Annotated in this window: 18 protein-coding genes; 2 read left to right on the top strand and 16 right to left on the bottom strand. The window is 53.5% G+C overall.

The features are described from left to right. Positions 1 to 24: 24 nt before the first annotated feature. The 16 genes from BCM02_RS02310 to BCM02_RS02235 form a co-directional block, all read right to left on the bottom strand. Complete coding sequence (locus BCM02_RS02310; protein ID WP_148927426.1) at positions 25 to 693, bottom strand: response regulator transcription factor; 669 nt, start codon at positions 691 to 693, stop codon at positions 25 to 27. A gap of 2 nt (positions 694 to 695) precedes the next feature. Then, positions 696 to 1,580, bottom strand: coding sequence for a sensor histidine kinase (locus tag BCM02_RS02305; protein WP_187433976.1), 885 nt, complete (start codon positions 1,578 to 1,580; stop codon positions 696 to 698). Positions 1,581 to 2,146: 566 nt separating this feature from the next. Then, a complete protein-coding gene (locus BCM02_RS36255; protein ID WP_281288141.1) occupies positions 2,147 to 2,440 on the bottom strand; it encodes a c-type cytochrome in 294 nt (97 codons plus the stop codon). Positions 2,441 to 2,508: 68 nt separating this feature from the next. Continuing rightward, the gene (locus BCM02_RS02295) at positions 2,509 to 3,153 is read right to left on the bottom strand and encodes a response regulator (RefSeq protein WP_148927423.1); all 645 of its coding nucleotides are present in this window, start codon (positions 3,151 to 3,153) and stop codon (positions 2,509 to 2,511) included. A 197-nt stretch (positions 3,154 to 3,350) separates the two neighbouring features. Next, a complete protein-coding gene (locus BCM02_RS02290; protein WP_148927422.1) occupies positions 3,351 to 3,968 on the bottom strand; it encodes a hypothetical protein in 618 nt (205 codons plus the stop codon). 171 nt (positions 3,969 to 4,139) lie between these two features. Beyond that, complete coding sequence (locus BCM02_RS02285; protein WP_148927421.1) at positions 4,140 to 4,625, bottom strand: FixH family protein; 486 nt, start codon at positions 4,623 to 4,625, stop codon at positions 4,140 to 4,142. 15 nt (positions 4,626 to 4,640) lie between these two features. Further along, on the bottom strand, positions 4,641 to 6,023 hold the full coding sequence (locus BCM02_RS02280; RefSeq protein ID WP_148927420.1) for a PepSY-associated TM helix domain-containing protein: 1,383 nt from the start codon (positions 6,021 to 6,023) through the stop codon (positions 4,641 to 4,643). A 247-nt stretch (positions 6,024 to 6,270) separates the two neighbouring features. Next, entirely contained in the window at positions 6,271 to 7,503 is a 1,233-nt protein-coding gene (locus BCM02_RS02275; RefSeq protein ID WP_148927419.1) for an NAD(P)/FAD-dependent oxidoreductase, read from the bottom strand. Positions 7,504 to 7,701: 198 nt separating this feature from the next. After that, on the bottom strand, positions 7,702 to 8,838 hold the full coding sequence (locus BCM02_RS02270; RefSeq protein ID WP_246183211.1) for an FAD-dependent monooxygenase: 1,137 nt from the start codon (positions 8,836 to 8,838) through the stop codon (positions 7,702 to 7,704). After that, a complete protein-coding gene (locus BCM02_RS02265; protein WP_148927417.1) occupies positions 8,838 to 9,434 on the bottom strand; it encodes a TetR/AcrR family transcriptional regulator in 597 nt (198 codons plus the stop codon). Before BCM02_RS02265 ends, BCM02_RS02270 begins: the two co-directional genes overlap by 1 nt. A gap of 132 nt (positions 9,435 to 9,566) precedes the next feature. Next, positions 9,567 to 10,331 carry an SDR family NAD(P)-dependent oxidoreductase gene (locus tag BCM02_RS02260; RefSeq protein ID WP_148927416.1) on the bottom strand — a complete coding sequence of 255 codons (765 nt, stop codon included), beginning with the start codon at positions 10,329 to 10,331 and terminating at the stop codon, positions 9,567 to 9,569. A gap of 48 nt (positions 10,332 to 10,379) precedes the next feature. After that, complete coding sequence (locus tag BCM02_RS02255; protein ID WP_148927415.1) at positions 10,380 to 10,769, bottom strand: VOC family protein; 390 nt, start codon at positions 10,767 to 10,769, stop codon at positions 10,380 to 10,382. 128 nt (positions 10,770 to 10,897) lie between these two features. Continuing rightward, the gene (locus BCM02_RS02250; protein ID WP_187433974.1) at positions 10,898 to 11,821 is read right to left on the bottom strand and encodes a helix-turn-helix transcriptional regulator; all 924 of its coding nucleotides are present in this window, start codon (positions 11,819 to 11,821) and stop codon (positions 10,898 to 10,900) included. Between the two features lie 80 nt (positions 11,822 to 11,901). Further along, positions 11,902 to 12,627, bottom strand: coding sequence for a YheC/YheD family protein (locus BCM02_RS02245; protein WP_246183210.1), 726 nt, complete (start codon positions 12,625 to 12,627; stop codon positions 11,902 to 11,904). A gap of 174 nt (positions 12,628 to 12,801) precedes the next feature. After that, the gene (locus BCM02_RS02240) at positions 12,802 to 19,284 is read right to left on the bottom strand and encodes an immunoglobulin-like domain-containing protein (protein ID WP_148927413.1); all 6,483 of its coding nucleotides are present in this window, start codon (positions 19,282 to 19,284) and stop codon (positions 12,802 to 12,804) included. Between the two features lie 736 nt (positions 19,285 to 20,020). Beyond that, the gene (locus BCM02_RS02235) at positions 20,021 to 20,563 is read right to left on the bottom strand and encodes a VanZ family protein (protein ID WP_148927412.1); all 543 of its coding nucleotides are present in this window, start codon (positions 20,561 to 20,563) and stop codon (positions 20,021 to 20,023) included. Between the two features lie 364 nt (positions 20,564 to 20,927). Between BCM02_RS02235 and BCM02_RS02230 the strand changes: the two genes are divergently transcribed. Beyond that, on the top strand, positions 20,928 to 21,392 hold the full coding sequence (locus tag BCM02_RS02230; protein WP_246183152.1) for a CBO0543 family protein: 465 nt from the start codon (positions 20,928 to 20,930) through the stop codon (positions 21,390 to 21,392). Positions 21,393 to 22,108: 716 nt separating this feature from the next. Further along, positions 22,109 to 22,525: a helix-turn-helix domain-containing protein gene (locus tag BCM02_RS02225; protein WP_148927411.1), complete on the top strand. Its 417-nt coding sequence runs from the start codon at positions 22,109 to 22,111 to the stop codon at positions 22,523 to 22,525. The last annotated feature ends 63 nt before the right edge of the window (positions 22,526 to 22,588 follow it).

Here is a 22,588-nt window from a genome sequence, read left to right as displayed (position 1 = left end):
ATTAGCTTCCGACTTCTCAACTTACTATTTAAATAACCCTTCCTCCGTTGCTTTGCGCATCATAGAAGCCCGATTGTGCACATTCAGCTTGGAGTAAATGCTCGATATATAATTTTTCACCGTGCCCTCCGACAAGTACATCCTCTCTGCGATTGCTCGATTGGCCATCCCCTCGGAAATATACTGAAGCAGCTGCAGCTCTCGGTCGGACAGCCCAAACTCCCCGCTCTTCTCGGACCCCAGTGCCTTTCCAGTCATCGTGTCTGAAGAAGGCTTCGTAAATAGCGCCCGGGCTACCTCTTGGGTAATCATCATCTCGCCCCGGTTTACGAGGCGGATTGCGCTTAATAGATCCATCGGATCGATTGCCTTCAAAATATACCCTTCTGCGCCGGCATGCAGCGCAGCGCTAACATACTCTACTTCTTGAAACGTCGTTAGCATCACAACCTTTACGGACGGCCAGCGCCGCTTAATCTGCTCGGTTGCCTCTACGCCGTCCATAATCGGCATATGGATATCCATTAGTACCACGTGCGGCTGTAACCCCTCTACGAATTCAACTGCCTTGCGTCCGTCCTCCGCAGTGCCGATAACATGAAGATCCTCGGCCATATTCAGCACGATCGCCAAGCTTTTGCGGATCAAATCTTGATCCTCTACGATTAGCACTTTTATTGTCTCCGTAGTCATCTTTACGCCCCTTCCTGATTCGACAGTAAGCCTGGATCACGTTTCGTCGGAACTGTGCATTCTAGCGTCATCCCTTTCCCAACTTCGGCTATCCATATCACCGATCCTCCTGCATTCGCCATCCGCTCAGCCATAGTCCGAAGGCCGAAGCCTTCATTAATGCCATTGGCACCTTGGCCATCATCCTCAACTCGAAGACGAACTTCCCCTTGCCCATATGACAGGGAAATGTCTATGCGGTTCGCGTTACCATGACGCTTTGCATTCGTGAGTGATTCTTGCAGGCAGCGGATTAGCGCTAGACGCGCTTGCTCAGGAAGAGGGGATTCGATACCAGTAGTCTCCAGATCCACCTTTGTACCGGTATGCAGCGCGAATTCACTTGCAATCTGGTTCAAGATCCGAGAGAGCGACTGCCCCTCATCATGTGGTGCCAGTTGATGAATGTGACGTCGAACCTCATCTAATCCATTTCGCGTAAAATGCAGCAGCTCGCGCATACTTTTCTTCGCTTCCACAGGAGAAAGATCGATTAAATAGTAGACTGCATCCATACCAGTAATCGCTGTCGTGAACGTATGCCCGACCGTATCGTGCAGGTCGCGCGACAGACGATTTCGCTCTTCCGCAAGCGTCAGCTGCTCGATTTGCTTTGCGTATAGTTCCAGTGTCCGATTCTGATCTTGAATGACACGGTACATCGCATTGATCCGTTGATACGAGCCGACCAGTTTCTGAAAGATAAACCCGATTCCGAATAAGATCGCCAAGTTGGCTACGGAGTCGATAAGCTCCTCCGTCTCCATATTGACGGGTTCGCCGGTTAGGATAAAAGGAAATATTAGGGCGACAGCCAACGTCCACAGCGCGTGCCAGCCTCGGCTCATGTACCCAAGCATCAGCATTGGGACTTGAAAGAATATGAATGCCCCCGCTCTAATCCCGATGACGCCACGAACATCATGCCAAGCAAAAAAAGATCGGTTGCCGCAGGTGCGAAGCGCGGGACGCCTCTTAATAGATATAGCAAGAACGGAACCGTACCACACAGTAAGAAGCCGGCGGCCTTAAACAATAGCTCTAGTCCCGAATCACCCGCGTCAAAGCGGAGACTCAGTATACTAAGAAAACACCATACGATTCGAAATCCGAATACGACATAATCAAGCCAATGCCTAGGTTTATCAAAAAATGCTTTCACGATCATTCACAGCCTTTATTCAATTCAATATTCTATTAACCTCAAGCATAACAAAAGAAAGTCATATCCGCATGATGACTTTCGGCTAAAATAACCCAATAGCACCATCGCCAGACAAGCGCATAAGACGAGCTGTAGTGTCTTAACTCTCAAACTTGTCATTCCTTTCCTTGAAGCGTTACGCTAATCATTGTTTCCCGTTCACTCGCGATCTAAATGACCCGATCGAGCTATCTTTAGAGCGACGCATACCTATCGCTTCGCCGCCAGCCACTCCGTCAGCATGCCGATCTCGTCCGTGCTCAGCTCTTGCTTGAATGCCGGCATGCCGCCTCCTCCATCCGTTATTTTCGCCGCGATCTCTTCCTGCGACATACGTGCGCCGATTCGCCGCAAATTTGGTCCGACGCGTCCTTTCAACCCTCCCCCGTGGCAAGATGCGCATTGCTGTTTATACAACGTTAACGCCGTCCGCACGAGGGGATCGCTACCAGGTTCCTCCTTAGTTTCGGGATCTGCGTCTTGGCTGCAGCCGGCTAGAATCATGCCCGTTAACAAAAAAACCGCGGTACTGCGCACCCATCTTGAACCGCGAAGATGCCTCTTGTTCTTGTTCAATGACGCTTCACCCAACCGTTCTCGATCGCATGCCGCGTCAATTGGACTCGGTTCTCCAGGTGCAATTTATGGAGAATATTCTTCAAATGATTCTTCACCGTTTGCTCCGAAATGGTCAGCTCTACCGCAATTTCGCGGTTCGTCAGACCTTTGACGACCCCGCCTAATATTTCCCGCTCTCGCGGAGTCAGCGGATGATCATGTGCCGCGCCGTGATCGTGAAGGGGGAATTCTCGTAATATTCGTGCAGCGATTTCGCGCGACAAAGGCGCTTCGTCCGAAACGATCGCCTCCAAATATTGCAGCCATAGCTGGGGCGACAAGTTTTTGAGCAAATAGCCTTGCGCGCCATTCTTAATCGCCTCGAACAAATGGGAGATATCATCGGAGACAGTAATCATGACCACTTTCACGGCCGGATACTTATGTTTGATCAGTCGAGTCGCTTCGAGCCCGGTCATGTTCGGCATATTAATGTCCATCAGAATCAGATCGGGCACATATTCGTCCGCAAGACTTAATGCTTCCTCGCTATTCTTGGCAACTCCTACGACTTGGAACATCGGCTGGCTAGATAAGATGTCGCAGATTCCCTCGCGAGCATGATGATGGTCATCGACGACCAGTACGCGCACTTGCATCTTCCGGTTCACCCCTTATTAGGTTTGTATCCCCATACCATTCATGATAGAGAACTGCGCGCTCGGTTGCCTATGACTCGATAGGGTCATACTCGCCGATAATCGATGAACGATTTGTGACGGGGATGACAGCAGGCGATGTAATGCAATGATAAAAAGCCGCATCAGCGTTAACTCGCATCCGCGGCCATAAGGTATTACGTCATCGTTTGTCCAATGCTCAATGTGTCTTCCTGCTCGGTCACAACACCTCTATCAGCGGCGACAAGCTCCTGGTCTAGCGCACGGTAGAGAACGAACATGCATACGGCAAATACGGCATCCATGAATAGGATCGTCAACGCGGGATATTCATGAATGGTCATCACGCCAAGCATGGCCCCCATCATCCCGCCCATAAGACCGGCCAGCATGCCATCCATGGCAGCGAGCAGGCTGAAGTTGACTCCTGCCGCGTATCCGACTAGCATGCCGAACAATACACCGATGGCGGTCGCAAAGAATAGATGGTTGAGGAAGAGCCCGCCGATCGTCCCCACGACAAGACTCGAGCCCATCGCTACGGTCATCGCCGCCATCATCCCGAACATCTCGCCGGCCCTTCTCCCTTCCGCTCGCGTCTGCCAAAGAAACGCCGCGATGATCAGCACGACGAAAATCGCCGAGCCTACGCTAACCTGGATCGCAGCTGGCGATAAGCCCGATCCGGCGGCGGCATCCCCGCCGTGCTCATGCGCGGAAACCGGCAGAGCGGGAAGGGATGCCCCTGCTATAATGATTACGCTCGATAAGATTGGCCGCCAGGATAGCTTCATCTCACCTATTACCTCCTTCATCATCGATCGCTCGTTCGATCGTTTCCTCATTCCCCCCATTATATGGACGCGATGTCCTTCTAGAATGACGCGAACGAGCTATCTTTGCTACTCGCCAAATACATCGGTGTTCGCGAATGGCAGACAGCGGTACATTCGACGATGCTCGAATTAATGATGCTCGCCATGAGCGGTTTCATCAGACCTCGCAGCGCTTTCCATCGCAATTAGCTCCTCTACCGCCTTCGGACCAACGGCGAAACGTTTGATGGGCAACACGCGCTCGCCGCCCGTCTGGATGAGAGACTGCACGTAATAAATTCCTTCTCCATCGATGCGATGGGATACCGTATAGACGCCAGGCAAGGACTCTGTCGCTTTCATGGTAACTGCCGCATTCGATTTACCTTCCGGCCAAAACAAGAATTGCGCTTGTTCCGTATGCCTGACCGGCTTTCCGCCCTTGGATACTTCAACGGAAAAGTCGGCATCCTCTCCGACCTCAAGCGTCTTGGGAAGATGTAAATCTACCGTGAGGTGCGCGGGTAATCCGCTTTCGCCCGTTTCGGGAATGTTAGCCGTGCAACCAAATAAAAGCGCGCTGAGAAGCAAAAAGCTGCCTAACGACGCGGACCGAAACAACCTTCTTTTTGACATGATTCATTTCTCCCCTTATACGGAAAACCAGTGTCGCAATGGTTTCACTCGATGTACGACCAACACGTCCAGGACAAGCACAATGAGGATTGATATGCCGACCAGCGGCATAATGATCCCGCAAACGAGCATGATCAGCGTAACGCCTATTGCTACCTTCTTGTTGTCGTGCTTGTTCGGAGCACCCAACTTTCCGTCTGGTTTGCGCTTCTTCCACATCATGTAGGCGCTTGCCGCTGTCAATATGAGGCCTAAGCATGCGACTAAGCCTAGCAGTTGATTGGGGAGGCCGAACAGTTTGCCCTCATGGAAGGCGATCCCGTACGTAATGGCTTTGGCCATGATCCCGTAATCCGCGAACCGAACGTCGGTTAACACGGCACCGCTATATTGGTCGAGATGAAGCGTTGCGTTGTTACCTGGCTTCACATGCGAAGTCGATACGGTAAATACGCCGGTCTCGCCTTGAGGCAACGTAATGGTGTAGGGCTTTGCCACATCTTTCGAATCCGCGATCTCGGCGATCGCATCCGTGCTTAACGTTATGTATCCTCCGCCGGCGGATCGAGGGAGAGGAAGGTTCTCTGCTGCCCAAGGCAAGTCTTCGGCCACGTCTTTCGCGACCGTGACGGATGACGGCTTAGCGCCAAAGCTGTACGCATAAGGCGGCGTGTTGGTATTGGTCGAATTCGCAAGCCGGTCGATCTGCGGTCCCATAATGCCCGACCAAGGCAGCCCGCCTGCAATGATCACGATCAGCAGCAACGAGATCCAGAAGGCAGGAACGGCGTGCAGATCTCGCCAGAATAGCCGGCTGCCAGGTTTGCTAAGTCGAGGCAGAACCGTTCCCCATATCGAGGATCTATTGCGCGGCCACCACAAGTACAAGCCGGTCAACAACAAGATGATGGCCCAGCACGCGGCCAGTTCAACGAGACGGTTCGCGAAGGTACCGCCAACGACAAGCTCGCTGTGTAGTTTTTTGAAGAAAGACGAGAAGGTGTTCGCCGTGTCCAGCGTGCCGAGAACTTCACCGTTATAGGGATCCACATAGACGGTGGTCGGAGTTCCGCTCAGACTTGCTGACATGGGATAGCTGGCGTCTTTCGCTTTGGTTAATGTTAACGAGGATACCTTTAGATTCGGGTTATCCAGTTGAACCTTCTCGATAATTTGCGCAGGCGAAAGACGTTGAGTGCCTACTTCGCGAACGACCAACATGTCTTTGTACAAATAACCCTCGATTTGCGGCTTGAATAAGTAAACCGCGCCGCTAAAGGCCAGGATGATCAGAAATGGAGCAAATATTATGCCGGCATAAAAATGCCATCTCCATACCGATTGGTAAATCGTTTTGCTTAATCCTTTCGAAGAACGTATGGTTTCGCCCGCACTCATGAACCAACATCACCCCTGCGCAAATTTAACATCTGCTTAAAATATAGCGCATCGGATTTGGATGGTGTATGACTCATTCGAGCTATACGGAGTAAAATACTTCAATCTCCAAGCGATTTTTCTCCTCCATCGGCAAACAAGTTATTTTCAATCGTTTTTGACAAGAACATATATCGTTAAAATAAAAAAAGCCGCAACTACGCGACTTTTTAAGCATATGACTTCTTGTCACCCGACAGTTCGGCGACTATTCCTTCGGCTGAAGCAGACGGCCGATCGTCATGCCGAGTTCTTCCGGCTCGTTCGCGTAGTTATAGATACCGAGGAACGCCTGCGTCGCCTCCGGGTGCGAGCCGATCAGCCGATTGACCGCCTGCTGCTCCGGCGTTACCGGGACGTTCTTCGTAATCTGGCATGCCATGCCGAAGCGCGACATCATCTTCGCCTCCAACTGCTGACCGTAAGCGGCAGCCATGGGGTCCCAGCTCGCAGGCCAGTCCGTGCTCGCGGCCAAGACGCGCGTCAGGACGCGCGCGCCGTACATCGCGTCGTGCATGCCCTGCCCGAGGGCCGGGTCCTTGAACGAGAGCGCGTCACCGACAAGCGCCCAGCCCGGTCCCATGCCCTCGAACCAATCGTTGTCATAGCCGATCAGTCCGCGGACCGGTCCGGCGAGCTCGGCGACCGGGAGACGTTCGGCAATCGGCGTCCCGGCCAGCCCGCTGCCGACGAGCTCGCGGAACCCCTTCTCCGTATCCGCCGTGAAACGATCGATCCACGCTTGATCCGTCAACGGGAACATCGCTCCGACGACGTGCTGGCCGTCGCTCGTCGGGAAGACAATGGCGAGACGGTCGGCCTTCTTATAGAACTCCACGCAAGGCTCGCCCTCCTGCTCGTAACCGGAGAAGTACCCCACGTAGGAAGCATAGTCGGTCGGCACCGCCTGCAGCCGCTTCGCGCCGGCGAGCGAACGGACGACCGAATGGCGCCCGTCCGCCCCGACGACAAGCCGTGCCGTATAGGACTCGGTGCCGCCTCCGCGGCGCACGCCCGTCACGCCCGTGACGCAGCCATTCTCGCGCAGTAGATCGGTCACCCGAAAACCTTGAATGGCCGTCACGCCCGCCTGCGCGGTCGCCGCCTCGAACAGCGCATGATCCAGATACGTCCGCTTGATGCAGAAACACGCGTTTTCTCCATTGACTTCCGGGTAGTGGCCGTCGATCACGGCATCGTCGAACTCGATATAAGCCCGCTTATATAGCGGCGTCTCCGTTGCGAGCAGACGGTCCATTACGCCCATCTCCCGCAGCATCGCGACGGAATTGCTGAAGAAATTGTGCGTCGATAGCGTATCGCTCGGCAGCATGCCCTTCTCCAGCAGCAGCACGTCGAACCCGGCCTTGCCGAGCTCGTAAGCCAACGTCGAACCCGCTACCCGCGCGCCGACGATAATGACGTCAAAATTTGTCCGCATCCGAATTTCCCTCCCATGATGGTTATCTTTCCCTTCATTGTAGTCTCTGGATTGTCATCGGAATAGTTACAGACGGTCACAGAATCTGTCATGGAATTACAGTTCATTCGCTTTTGACAAGAACTTATATGGTTAAAAATCAAAAAGCCGCTGTTATGCGACTTTTAAGCTTACATGTTCTTGTCACCCGACGCCTGTTCATATCCGGTAAAGCTGCTGAACCTGCCGATTATTCATCGCGTCTGGAATCAGCTTCATGACCGTATTTCGTATTCGGCATAGGATGGGTTGCTCTAGTTGGGCAATCTTGCCCATCCGGAACGAATCGGCCACCATGCGTCGTACTCGGGATATGCGAAGCTTCTCATACGCCCGGAATGCATCTTGAGGAGAATTCCCTCTCTGTATACAGCTAGCAAGGACGGCGGCGTCCTCTAACGCCTGACATGCGCCTTGCCCCAGATTTGGGGTCATCGCATGCGCGGCGTCTCCCATAAACGCAATACGGCCATAGGCCAACTGCTCGAGCGGCTTCCGGTCCGCGATGTCCGCATGAATGAGCGGGTGATGCTGCGCTTGCCTAAGAATTTGCGGAATCGGATCGTGAAAGTTCGCGAAATGATCGAGTAGCCCTGCGGCGTCCATCGCGCTAGCCCGCTCATCTCCTGGCGCCGCGTTCGTCAATGCATACCAATACGCGCGACCGTTCTTCAGCGGCACGACGCCGAATCTGCCTCTAGCCCCCCATGTTTCGCTCAAATACGGCTGATGAATCTCTATGGAGGCGATCCCGCGCCAGCATGTGTACCCGGCATAGCGGAGCGGCGCTGGCGAAGTTATCTGCTGGCGGAGCAACGAGTGAATGCCATCGCAAGCTATAATGGCCTCCCCTTCCCGCTCGCTGCCGTCTTCCAACATAAGAATCGGATTCTGCTCCTCCGCAAGCACGCATTGTTTTACCCCAACCGCTTTCTTGCCCAAATGTAAAGCTTCGCTCGGCAACGCATCCGTGAGCAGGCGATGCAGATCTGTTCTTGTCAACGCAGCCGATGATCCATATTGCCCCCCGTGCATGCGCGATAACACATCGCCGCGATCCGATAAGATCCGCATTTCCGAAAACGCCCGTCCTAGCTCTATTGCCCGTTCCTTTAAATCCGGATGAAGCCTGCGCAAAGCTTCTAACGCGTTGGGCGCGAGTATGATTCCAGCCCCGGCCGGCTTCGCTTCCGGGAACCGCTCGAAGAGCGCAAAGGGCAAGTCGCATGTTTGCAATGCAATCGCTGCAGACAGCCCTGAAATACCGCCTCCTGCAATCAGCCAAGGACGGGTCATCATTCTTCGCCTCCTATCCCTTGCCATGCTAGCTGGAGTTGGGCGAGCAAGCTGGTCTGCATCTGCTCTTCGTCGGCGTAGTAGCCGCTGGCAAACCGCATCAACGTTTGAAAATACAAACCGACCAGCATGACCGCCGCCAGCTCCGAGCTATGCCCCCGTTGCATTTGACCGCTGGCCTTCGCTTCGTTCAACAGCGGAATAATCGCCTTCTCGAAACGTTTAATCGTCTCCATTTCCTCGCCGAGTAATGCGGAGGATCTGACCATCTCGGACATCGATACCCGAAGAAGCTCAGGTTGAGCCGCGGCCTGCTTGGCCAATTCGGCAAACAGCGTTTCAATCCGCTGCCGAATCACCGGCAATCGGCTTAATGCTTCGAGATGGCCTGCCACCCGCTCCATCTGGGATTCTCCCATGTATAACAAAACCATCTCTTTCTTCGGGAAGTAATTGTAGAACGTCCCTTTGGCCACGCCGCATGCGGATGTGATCTCATCGACGGTCACGCGGTCGAATCCCTTCTCTACGAACAATTGCATCGCTTTGGCGTAAATCGTTTCTTTGAGCTGCTGCTTTCTGGCAGAACGGAGCATAAGCGTAACGCCTCTCTTTCGCGCACAAAAAAATGACCGCAGTCATTTTATGACTTTGGTCATAATTATACTTCCGATCCTGCATTTTGACAACCTATACCGCATTCTATATCGACGCGCTATTGGCGGAAATTATTGCGCGGTCCAACCGCCATCTACTAGCAGCAATGTGCCAGTAACCAGATCTGAAGCAGGAGAAGCCAAGTAAATCACCGCTCCAGCCACATCATGGACGGATCCGATTCTACCGGCGGGAATGCGCGACAGAACATTATCCCTGAACTCCGGCGTACCCAGGCTTTCGGAAGTTCCCGGCGTATAAATAAAAGTTGGGCCCACTGCGTTAATATTCACTCCCCGGCTTGACCACTCCAGCGCAAGAACTTTGGTAAGTTGATTGACTCCGCCCTTGGAGGCGCAATAGACAACACCTTTTGGGATGCCAACGACACTGACCTGAGAGCTGATATTTATAATTTTGCCGAAGCCTTGTTTCAACATGACCCTTCCAGCGGATTGGCAGCAGAAGAACAGACCTTTTAAATTGACATCGATCATATCGTCCCAATACGCTTCTGTCACATCTTCGGCAAGCATACCATCGCCTACGCCCGCGTTATTAACAAGAATATCAATTCGGCCATAAGCATCCACCACAGCTTGGAAGACGGTTCGAATATCGGCAACATGCCGAACATCCAAGGAATACGCTTCGGCCATCCCCCCTTCATTGGTAATGTCTTTTACCAACTCAACCAAGCTCGCTTTATTGCGAGCGGTTAGGATGACTCTGGCTCCTGCTGCCGCCATCGCCTTCGCGATTCCATAACCGATCCCTTTGCTCGCTCCCGTAATCATGGCAATCTTATTATGTATACTGAAATCTGGATATTGCATGTGATCCTCCCCCTTATTCGTTCATGTTAATTGCCCCGGGTTTGCTCGTTATTCGGCATAGATCGAGTGGATGTTTCCTTCGGGATCGGCAAAAAAAGCAACGGTATGTCCCCAAGGCATGAGCGCTGGTCCTCTTATTGCCGTGCCGCCATTCGCAATGATGTTCTCATAGGCGATATGTACCTGCTCCGGCGAAACGCATGGGAAACACAGTTCCAATGCTTGTCCCCTAAGCTCTTCGGAATAGGAAGGATGGCCGTTCGTATTGGCAGCCATTAAGGATTTGGAGCAAATAGACAAGCGTACGCCGCTATTTGCGAACTCCACGTACTCTTCAGAGTCGACAATGGTCGGGAATCCAAGGACATCCCGATAGAATCGAGTCATTCGGGGAACGTCATTGGTTAATAGCGTTATCACGGTTACTTGAGCTTTCATAGAATAAACTCCCTTTCGGATGGTGTTTACTTACAAATGCGACGCTGCTTCCTTGAAGAAGAATAAACCCCCTTGACAATGGTTATGACCATTATAAAGGGGGATATCGGACAACTGTATGTCGTAGTTCAGGGATACAATTCAAGCATGGATTGGACATGAGCCCGTATTCGTTGTTTTAACGGTTCCGGTTCCAATACGGTGACTCGATTGCCGTAAGCAAGCAGCGTTCCAAACCAACCTCTTCCCCATTCCGGCGCGCTGAACTCAATCGTAAAATGATCCGGATCCCGTTCTAGTTCACTCCGAAGCGCATTCGGAAATGCTTCCTCGATGGATATTCGAAGATCTGCCGGGCACAACAGTTTCACCTGGATATGAGGGCGTTGATCCTGATGTTTCGCTAGCAGCGATTCTCCGTTCTCATGCGGTTGGATGAATGGCAGCGTCGTAGAAGCGACGTGGCGCATTCGGGACACCCGAAATAGACGATAGTCCCGTTTTTCCCGGCAAAACCCGTACAAGTACCAAGCATACCACTTATATGTGATGATTAGCGGGTCGACCAGTCTTTGCGAGGTTTGATTTGCTGCATTCGTGTATTCAAATCCGATGGCGCATTCCTTGCTAATGGCGGTCTCGAGAGCCGTAATATCGGATCTGATCCGGGACACTTCGCGCAATACGCCAAAATCAAGGTGCAAGTGCTGCTGCAGGCTCTGGTTTACGGGCAACAGCGCTACCATTTTCTCCAACGTGGCCTCAGCCTGGCGGCTATCATACCCGGAACGCAACCCCTTCAACGCCGTGAGTATAAAATTGTAATCTTCGGGGCGAAAAACCTGACTATTCATTTCAAAGCGATCCATGATGTAGTATCCGCCGTTTACTCCCTGCGAGGAACCTACGGGAATCCCTGCCAGACTCAAGGTCTCCATATCCCGTTGAATCGTGCGCGCCGAAACCTCGAACTTCTCGGCCAAAGCGCGCGCGCTTGCCGTTTTGCGACTTAAAAGGTAGATCACGATTCCGAGCAATCGGTCTATTTTCATGCTATCCCCCATGACAAGCTTTCTATGCTATCTTGCCATTATACTAAAAAATAGCAGATCCTCCTATCAAGGGGATAAACTTAAAATTTCGAATACCTCAACATCCTTTTGTACATCGTTTTATCTTGAAGTTCGTTGAAAATACTCATGTCCGGCCCCGTATTAATCTCTAGAATCCATGGCTTCATCGTGGAATCAATGGCAATATCCACGCCAAAAGCTTTTTTACTTCTATAACTTTCTGCAAGAACAATACTCGCGCGCCTCCCTAATGATTCCATTTTCTTGATAAAGTTTGCTCTCGCGGCTTTATCGAGATGTGATTGGAGTAACGTATCCAGGGGTAAAGGCGTTCCTCCGCTGTGAAAATTAGTTACGATCTTCTTCGGTTTAGCTAACCGCCCGACTATTCCCGTTGTTTCGAACTCCCCCTTTCTATTCTTTTGCACCATAACCCTAATATCGAATGAGCGGCCGTTATGTTTTAACAGATCGATACCTTGTTGAACAATATACCTATCTTTATTTAGGAACCTCGCAAGCGAATGGTATAAAGCCTCAAAGGCCGTATACGTTCTTGAGGTCGTGCCGATTCTTAATATGAACCCTCTGTGATCATGAGTGATCTTATATATCCCACGGCCTCCAGTGCCTTCGTCTAGTTTTATATAAAGCGAATCATACTTCATTAGCATGTTTTTGATATTCGATTTTGTAGCTGCTTTCGTGTCAGGTAATAACGGGCTTATCGCTTCATATTTTTGCATAAATTGATGTTTTCCTAATTTGCCCATTTTGTATTTCACCTTCTTCAAACCATCTACCTCCCTCATATTCGAACATTCTACCTATCAATTCCATCCATTCATAATATGAGTTTGCGCAGATAGGGTTAGGGCTTCTAATCAAAAAAAGCAGGAGACAAGGATGGACCATCCTTATCTCCTGCTGCCTCTACGCTTTGCGTTGATAACTTACATTCAGACCCACGCCAGTACCATTCTCGCCATCCGGACAAGGTCCTCGATGTCGATGATGCCGTCGTTGTTCAGATCGTGCGCCTTCACTTCATTCCAGCCTTCGCTAGCGGCCGTCATTCCATAGGATTTGGCCATGAGCGCCAAATCGCCGACGCCGATACGATTATCGTCGTTGTAATCGCCAGGCACGCTCGTATGGACAGATGCCTTGAACGCTTGAAGCGCGCTCGCCAGCTGTTCTGCCGCCTCGGCGACTTCTGTCTGCGTCGCCGCCGCATGGTCGGCGACGACAGCCGCGCTTGTGATCGCGGCAAGAAGCTGCGCCTTGCTGCCAGCCGGATATTGTCCGACGCCGCTGCCTTCCACAGCCGCATGGTGCGCTTGCCGCGCTTCTGCGAGGAGCGTACGCAGCGCGGCTTTGTCGACAACGCCGATCTGGACGCCGTGCGACGTACCGGCCAGCGTCGTCTCGGCGCCTTGGCTATCCGCCACGACCAAGCTTCCCGCTTCGACTTTCGCAATGCCCGGCGAAGCATTGGGCTTCACCGTGAACGCAAGCTTCAGAACGGTGCGGTTCGGCTTCGCCCGGTTCTCGCCCAGATGGACGCCAAGCACGCGAAGCTTGCCGGCTTCTGCTTTGTAATCGGCGATCTGGAACGTGGCCGTATCGGATGATGCGACCGATTGGAATGTCAGACGATCCGCATCATACGTGAAGGTTACATCCTGGGCATATACTTCGCCGTCATAGCCCTTAAGACCGTAAATCAGTTCAATCTGCTGTCCTGCTGCCGCTTGGTCGGCTCCATCCAGGTCTGCGCCTGGCTGCGAACCTTCCACCTTCACTTCGGCGACGGCCAAGAATGCGCCATCAGCGGTTGCCCCGCTGATCGATGCTTGACCTGCCGCTACCGCGACGACGTTGCCGTTTGCATCCACGCGGGCTACCGCAGGATTGCTGCTCGACCAGATCACCGTCTTGTTCGTCGCATTCGCAGGCGCGACGGTTGCTTGCAGCCGAAGCGCTTCGCCTGCCATCAGCTCCATCGATTGCGGATCAAGCGTAAGGCCGGTTACCGGGACGTCGCCTTCCTGCACGACGGCAGGAACGCGGGCCGACAGATCGTCATACTCGGACCGCGTAACCGGAATGACGGTACCGTGACGAGGCGAGGCCGGCAGGTTGTAATTCGCCGACAGCGTCCATGCGCCCGATGCGAGGTCGGTCGTCTCGAACGGCACGTAGCCCCGTCCCCCGAACTCGTCGATGAACATATACCACTTGTTCTCCGTATTCGACTTGAATACGGTCGGACCTTCGCCCTGACCGATCGTCCCTTTGCCTATGCCTTCCTTGATGAGCCGGAATGAACCCCCGACCGAATCGCCGACTTCCTGGAAGACGAACTTGCCGTTCGGCGTGCCGGCCGAATTGCCTCGCTCATCCTTCGTGAACCGGTAGATATTGCCGTTGTATTCGATCATCGTCGTATCGATGACCGAGTAACCGTAGTCCATATACACCTTCGGCTCCGAGAAGGTATGGAAGTCCCGGGTCGTCGCGTACACCATCTGCTGGTAAGCGCCTCCGGTATGTGCTTCGTCCGCATACAGCTTCGATGCCCAGAAGACGACATATTCGCCTTTGGTCTTATCGTAGATCACCTCCGGCGCCCACGTGTTGCCCGCTTCCGGCGGCGCAACCTGGACCATCCGCTGTTCGGACCAATTCACCAGGTCGCTCGATTCCCACACCATGATCGATCGGCTGCCGGCCGTCTGCGCACGAGTCCAATCGCCATTGCCGTAGATGCGAAGGTCGGTGGCGATGAGGTAGAACTTATCGCCTTCCGGCGAACGGATCAAGAACGGATCGCGGAGGCCTTTCTCCCCGAGCTCGGATGTAATGGCCGGAGCGCCATCGTTCAACTCCCGCCAGTGAAGCGGGTCGTTCCCTTGGCTGAGCGCAAAATAGATCTGCTCGCCATTCGACTTGCCCTCGCCGGTGAAATACGTGAAGGCATAGCCTTGGTAAGCTTCCTGCTGCGGCAGCTCCTTCACCTTCGCGAGGAAACCTTTCGTCAACACGCTAGTGCCAAGCGAGATCGTCGCCGTCAGCGCGACCTCGCGGTCACCGCTGCCATGCGCCGGTCTTGTTACTTCGCCTGTCGCCGACACGACGGACGGCAAGCCCGACGTCCACGCGATGGCGGACCCGTTCGCGCCTAGCGTCGGCAGCGTCAGATTGCCGCGCACGTCGTTGATATTCCGAACGACGAGCGCTTCGGCATCCATCCGGACCGCATCCGCGCTTGCCGGCTTGTGCGCGACGATGAAGACGAAGGTTTTCTCCTGTGTACGAACCCCGTCGGACAGCGTCGCCGTCAGCGTCACCGTCTGGCTGCCCGCTTCCGCCTCGGGACGGTTCACCACGCCCGTGCCGGAGATGATGGAGGGCTCGCTGGATACCCAGCTGATCGTCGTGTCGTAACTGCCTTGCGTCGGCAGCTTCAGATTCGTGCGGACATCATTCTCGCTCGTATTTGCGCCAAGCAGCGAATTCGCGGTGAGCGCGTCAGCCGCAAGGCCGAGCTCCAGCCCTTCGAGCTTGTTCTTCTTCGCGGCAGCCTGCTCATTCAGCTGCGCGATTTCCGCCGCCGTAAGCGCGCCGTCATACACCGCGAAGTCGGCGATCATGCCGCCGAAGTAGGGATCGGAGGCGTAGAACGACTTGGCGATATAGCCGCTGCGGCCGGTCAGATTGTTAATCTGAGCCAGCGTGTAGCCTTTGGTAGAGTCGGAGCCAACTTCTACACCGTCCATATAGAGCTTGATTGTTTGCTCCGTCCCGGACACGACGACCGTGACCAACTTCCATTCGCTTGCCGCAAGCGAACCGGTCGTTGCGTTCGCGCCGGCTTCGTTGCTCCAGCTCGTAATGCCTAGACCTGCTCGCGCGGAGCGGTCGCCGGAGTTGCGCTTCGGCGTCGCGAACAAATATTTGTTGCTGTCTTGGCCAAGCGCGAAGATCCACTCGGCTTCTCGTTCGCCCTTCCAGTTGACAAGCGAGGAGATGGTCACATCGGTTAAGCCGTCCAACACGCCCTTCGGCAACTCGATATACGAATCCGCCGCGCCGCCGGCGAAGCTAAGCGCGCCTGCCTCCGGACGATGAATCCACTGCGCCTTGGCCGGGTTCACCCATGTGCCGTCGAATGCGCCTTTCTGGTCCATTACCTTCACGCCGTCAATCTGATTCATGTCATAGCGCAGGATGAGCGATGCCGCCGCTGGCTCTTCCGGCGTGTTATCGACATCGGTCTGAAGCGCCTCGATCTCGTCCGGGGCAAGCGCCCGGTTGTAGATGCGGAAATCGTCCAGCTTGCCCTTGAAGAGGCTCGCTCCGCTGCGCGACGATTTGCCAAGCGCGTTGAGCGTCGTCTCCATGAGCATCCGCGGCTCCATGTTGAATACCGAACTGCGGGCCGTTTCCGCGCCGTCTACATACAGAACCGCGTCGAAATCGTCCATCGTCACCGCGACATGGTGCCACTCTTTCGCTGCAAAGCTCGTGCTGCGAAGCGCGTACTTGTAGTTGTCGCCAAGTCCGGCCGCGTCATTCCCGAATTTCTCGCTGAACGGGGTCACGATGGCGAACTCCAGCTTGCCGGTATCGCCGGACGTGCTCAAGTACATCGAATTGCGGTTCGCCGTGCGTCCGGTCTGCGAAGCGAAATCGAAGATTCGCTGGCCTGGGATATTCGCATCCGTCTTCACCCATGCGGCGAACGTCATTTTCTCCAGATTCAGTTCCTTAATGAGGTTATTCGGCAGCTGCAAGTAACCGGTTGCGCCGTCCAGCGCAAGCGAGCCGCCTTTCTCGCCGACCTTATCGTCTGCGTTAACCGAGGAACCGCCGACCAGCTTGGCGTCATGCCCGCTGCCCGATACGTCCTCCACGACGCCGTCCGTTACATCGCTTGGACTGAACGCGTAATGCACGACGGGCTGCTCGGAAGGCGTTGGGCCAGCCTGCGCATACTTCGCCTGCAGCGCTTCATATTCGCTGCCCGAGATTGGGATGACCGTACCGTGACGAGGTCCCGGCGGCAGCGCATAAGAGGATTCCGGCAGCAGGTTGTTCGCGAATTGCGTCCCGTCCTCCAAGTTGGTCGATACGCGTACATGGTAAGGCCAGGAATCGAGGAGCATATACCATTTGTCCGCGTTCAAATCCTTGAATACGGTAGGACCCTCGTTGTTGCCGGCATGGCCGATCAACCCTTGGTTGCCGTTCTTCGTCGACGGAATCGGATCGAACTGGTAGCCGTTGGCCGCGATGCCGTCTTTGTCCGTGAAGATACTTGCCGCTTTCTCGTAATATAGCTTGTAGTTCACTTCGGATTTCGTGAACCGGTACAGCTTCCCGTCGTTCTGTATCATCGTCGTGTCGATCGTCGGGAACGCTTCGTCCAGGTACACCTTCGGCTCCGAGAACGTGTAGAAGTCCCGCGTCGTCGCATAGTACATGACGTTGTATTGACCGGTTGGCCGACCGTTCGCATACTTGCCATAGGTGTCCGCGACCTTCATCGAGGATGCCCAGAAGACGACATATTGGCCGGTCTTCTCGTCGTAGAACGCTTCCGGCGCCCACGTATTGCCGCCTGCCTTCGGCGCGACTTCAACCATGCGCTGTTCGCTCCAGTTGACCAGATCGTCGGATTCCCAGATCATGATCGAATGGCTTCCCGTGATTTGCGCTTGGTCGAAGTTGGTGCTCTCGCCCATCTTCAGGTCCGTTGCCAGCAGGTAGAATTTATCTCCTTCGGCCGAACGGAGGATGAACGGATCACGCAGCCCTTTCTCGCCCAGCTTCGATTGGATGATCGACTGCCCGTTGTTCAGCGCCTTCCACTTGAGCGGATCCTTCGCCGTCGCGAACGAGATCTCCTCTCCGCCTTCATATTCGCCCGTGAAATAAGCGAACAAGTACGAATCGTATTGGACCGCGGCCGGTTTCTTCTTCACCGTCAGCGTGAATGTACGCTCTACCTTGGCCGCGCCTTTCGTTACCGTTGCCGTCAGCGTCGCGTTCGTGTCCGCGTTCGGACGCGTGACTCTGCCCAGTTCATTCGCATCGGAGGCCGCTTGCGCGCTCCCCTTCACGATATCGGGATGGCTGGAGACCCACGTAATCTGCGTGCCGTTCGGGCCCGAAGTCGGCAGCGTAATATTGCCTTTGACGTTCGATGGGTTCGGAATCGACAGCTTGCCCGCGTCAGTCGCCGCGCGCTGCTCATCCGAGAATTGCTTCAGCACCGTCAGCGTGAACGATTTCGATACGTTGAGCCCTTGGTAAGCCAGATTCGCGGTGAGCGTCACCTGCGCATCGGCGGAGTCGAGGCCCGGACGCGTCACGGTGCCGTTATTAGCCAGCACATGCGTGTTGCTCGATGTCCACGACAGCGCGACGCCATGCTTACCGGTTGTCGGCAGCGTTAAGTTCCCCGTCACGGCATTCGCGCCGTCGCCAGCGGTCAGATAGCTGTTCACATCGAGCGAAGCCGCCGCGTCATCGACCATCAGCCGGTTCAGCTTCGGAACCGACTCGCTTGCCTCGGTCTGAAGCGCTGCGACCTCGGTATCCGTCAGCGCGCGATTGTAGACCCTGAAATCGCTGACGCGTCCCTTGTAATACGGATCGTTGCCGAAGATCGATTTGCCGATGAAACCCGAATAAGCGGCCGTCGGATCGATCAACTCGGACAGCTTAACGCCGCCCGCCGCGCCGGAGGCAACCTCCACGCCGTCGACATACAGCGTAATCGTATTGCTCGCTTCGGACATGACCGTCGTCACGAGCTTCCATTGATTGGCCGCCAGCGTCGCCGTTCCTTTGACGAGCGTTTCGTTGCGCCAGCCCGCTTTCGAAATTCCCGAGACGACCGGCTTAGCCGAGTTCGTCGAATGCCGCGGGGTTACGAAGAAATATTTGTTCCCCGTCTCAATATTGCCGTTCACCGCGCCCAAGCCGAAAATCCACCGGTTGTCGCCGTCATTGTCCCAATTCACGAGCGACGAGACGGTGACCGCATTAAGACCGCTCAGCACGTCCTGACCGCCGCTATCCTTCGGAATCTCGATATACCCGCTCTTCGAGTTCGAGCTTCCGCCGCTCAATGCCGCGAAGCCGACGTCGGCGCCCTTCACAAGCTGCCCGTTCTCCGGGTTGCGCACGATCCCGTTCCATCCGCGTCCGCTGCCGGACAGATCGGGAACGGTCGTGATGCCCTCATTCGCGGCAGACGTAGCCATATTGTAATGAAGAATCATGCCCGTCGTATCCATCTCTGCAGCCGCCGCAAGTACCGTCCCTCCGGTCCTTTCCCCTGCCGCGGCGCTAGTTGCGCTTACATTGGACAAAGGGCTTGCCGTCACGAGCAAGGCCATGACGAGTGAAACATATTTGCGTCCTTTCATTGTCTGACTCCTCCCTAAACACCTGGCGTCTTCTCAGAAGCTTGCAATTGCCGCAGCTGTCGTGCATGCGCTGCTTTCTGCGCCCGTCACCTCCCCCTCGATCCTTCGTTAGCCTGAAACCCATTTCATGTAACCCCTTTCAGTTGGTCCGTTTTAAACGTACCGAAATGTAGCAATCGGCTCAATGGAATTTTTTTCGCCAAACGTACAATAATTTGTCCGCTCCTTGCTTCATTCGCCAAAACCTCTCCTTGGCGTTGCCTGAAGCGAACGCCTGCATGCAGACAAGGAGAGGCGAGGTGGGACGATGCGAAGCCGAACTAATTAGAGAAACGTCGGATTCGCGGAGTATAGAAGAGAATTTGAGAGCATGGTGGAGATAGGTAGTGACTGGTCAGCAGCCGTCCGATTGTCGTCCTGTTCATGGTCCGCAACAATCAGCCTTGTCGACGCGATGAGGTCGATGAGTTCCATGATGCGATTACCGTTCAGATCAGTTCGCTTGAGTTTGCTCCAATACGGAGCGTAGGGATTTGAAAAAAGATCCGCCTAAAAAGCGGATCTCATTTCGGTCGGCGCCAAGTCAGCCCCCTCTTCACCCTTAAGACAAGCGCCCTGTCACGATATTCGTCACTTTCTAAATCATTGAGATGCCTGAGAATAAGCCGCTAACGAACAAAAAAGACCTGCAGGAAATCCCCTGTCGATCTAAGTTCGTGCATACGCATGCAGATATTCAGAATCTCATCTTGATCATGAACAAGTAATAATATAGGGCAGGTAACACGATGATGGCGGATAGCACGGTGATCGCAGTATGGACTTTCTTCTCGTCTCGTACGATGAACCGTAAAGTCTGGTACCCCAAAATACCAAGCCATCCACCTAAACCATTTAGTATGAGATCATCGATATCCGCTGCGCCAATGCCTAGAATCCCCTGAATGATTTCGACAATTAAACTAGCAAGGACTATGATCCGCAGATTGATGACTGCTCTCGCCTTGTTTTTAAATAAGGACAAATAGCCGCCAAGTGGGATAAAAATCATTATATTGCCAACCACATTAGCAGAAGCGAATCTTCTTAAATTCTCCGAGCTGCCCGATAGAAATTCACTTATGCTGTAAAAAGGAATGAGATTGATAGACCTTACGATCGTCCTTTGGCTATCGAACAGCTCCGAAATCGAAACTCTCGATAAGAAAAACACCTTAATTAACAAAATGATGTACCCGATGAAAACCCCATATAAAAATATTCGTTCTCGCTTGTTCATCTTATCTCCTCTTTCTCCCCCTTCATGAGCATACGTTGTCGGCATTCTATCTTCGGCCATCCGTAGTGAAGGAAACAACGTTTAGCATACCCGCATATGTAACGAGATAGGCTGGCTTTTGGTTGAGGAAGGCGAGCATGGTCAGGAGTGTCACGCCTTGTGAATGTTGTCCTGCAGCCCCAATGTATTACAGATGCGCAGCGGCGGGAAACATAATGGCAAAGGAGCTGAACCCATGGACACCGAACAGAAAGATGAACTGGCTCACATTATCCAGAGCTACCGCGATACGAATCTGGACTCCATCCACTATTGGTTGAAATACTCTGCCTTTGATCAATGGCGTTTCTAGCTGACGATTGTTTTGCTCATCGTTCCGCTCGTGATCCTCTTCTTCAAGTTGGACCGCAGCCGTGTTTATCAGATTGGCTTTTACGGTTTCGCCATTCATGTGCTTGGCGTGTACGTGGACACCATCGGCACAAATTATGGCTTCTGGTCCTATCCGTACAAAATGGTCCCCATACTGCCAACGAGTTTTACGCTGACCAGTTCCATGATTCCCGTTGCCTTCATGCTCATGTATCAGTGGCTGTCCCGTAAACATATTCATTATTATCTAGGCGCAGCCGGCGTATCGGCCATATTCGTCTTTGTCGTTCATCCGATCTTCATGTGGATGGATATGTTCAAGATGTATCGCGGATTCAACTACTTGATCATGTTCGTGAATTACTTCAGCGGGGCGATCATCGGGAAACTCGTCTTGGATCTATTCGTCTACCTCAATAAACAGAATGACACGATCAGGATTCGAAAAATTAATTGACAATCGAAATAACCCCCGCTCCTGGAGCGGGAGCAATGCTGTCAGGTTAAGGGAAAACGTCGGACAAAATCCACTGAAGCTTTGTCCGTCAGGACAAAAGCGTGCCACACTCAAGCCTTCCCGCCGACCGCGAACAAACATGCGAGCACGAAATAGGGAGTCCTGAGCGTTTTCAAAGGAAAACGCACTTCGGAAGCATACGCTTGGGCAAAGCCCTGAACGCTTTCCAACGGAAAGCGCACTTCGGAAGCATAGGCTTTGGAGCCTCCTCGGCGGAGGAGGTGGGAGGAGGGAGCAACGATGGCCATCCTAAGGCGCGATCATTGGGGACTGTACGTTTCACGGTGTAACGATGCATTTACTCAACTTGCCGGCTATACGGAGGAAGAATTGTCTAGGTTGAAGCTCGAAGCAATATTTAGAGAGTGGTCCGAATCTGCGCTTACAGAGAAGATGACCTTCTATACGTTAAGAACCAAACAGCATCAAAAGGTCCCCGTCAAGCTCGCTTGCAGAACGAACGGCACGAGTTCGGAGCCGACATGGATTTGTACGGCTACCGATGAGAGCGCCGAGCGATGGATTCAAGATCAGATGCAGCGGCAAACGGTCCTCCTCTCGGGGATCGTAAACGCGAATCATGCGTTCGAACAAGCGGTTAAACCGTTCCTTACTCCTTATTGGGCCAAGATGCCGCGCGAATAGACAGGTCGATCATGTCCCTTATTCACGAAGATGATCGAAGGCGCGTTGTTGAGGTCATTCGTCGCGCGGTGCTTGGCAGCCGCCCGGAGAACCTCAATATCCGTACCAAATGGCTAGTAAACGAAGAAAGTTTGGAAGTGACCCTGACCTTGGCCCCCTTCTATCACAGCGATAACACGTTAAATCAGTACGCGTTTATCGTTACCGATCTTCGTTCATCGCAAGGCGATCCCGCCGTGAAGCTGAAGATCATGATGGCAAGGTGCAACCTATCGGCGCTAGATTTATCGGAATCGACGGGAATATCCGTCCAGACGATATCCAAGCTTCGCAATGGCAGAATCCAAAAGCCTCAACGTTTAACGGCCGAGTTATTGGCAACCGAACTTGGCGTGAAACCTCAGGATATATGGGCATGCACGAGGTGAAAAACAGCAGCCAGACCGGCTGCTGTTTTATTCTGGAGCTATAATTCCCTAGGGTAATTGTTC

The sequence above is a fragment of the Paenibacillus methanolicus genome (assembly GCF_008124765.1).
GTDB classification, from domain to species: Bacteria; Bacillota; Bacilli; order Paenibacillales; family Paenibacillaceae; genus Paenibacillus_Z; species Paenibacillus_Z methanolicus.
This window is presented reverse-complemented; position numbering and strand designations above follow the sequence as displayed.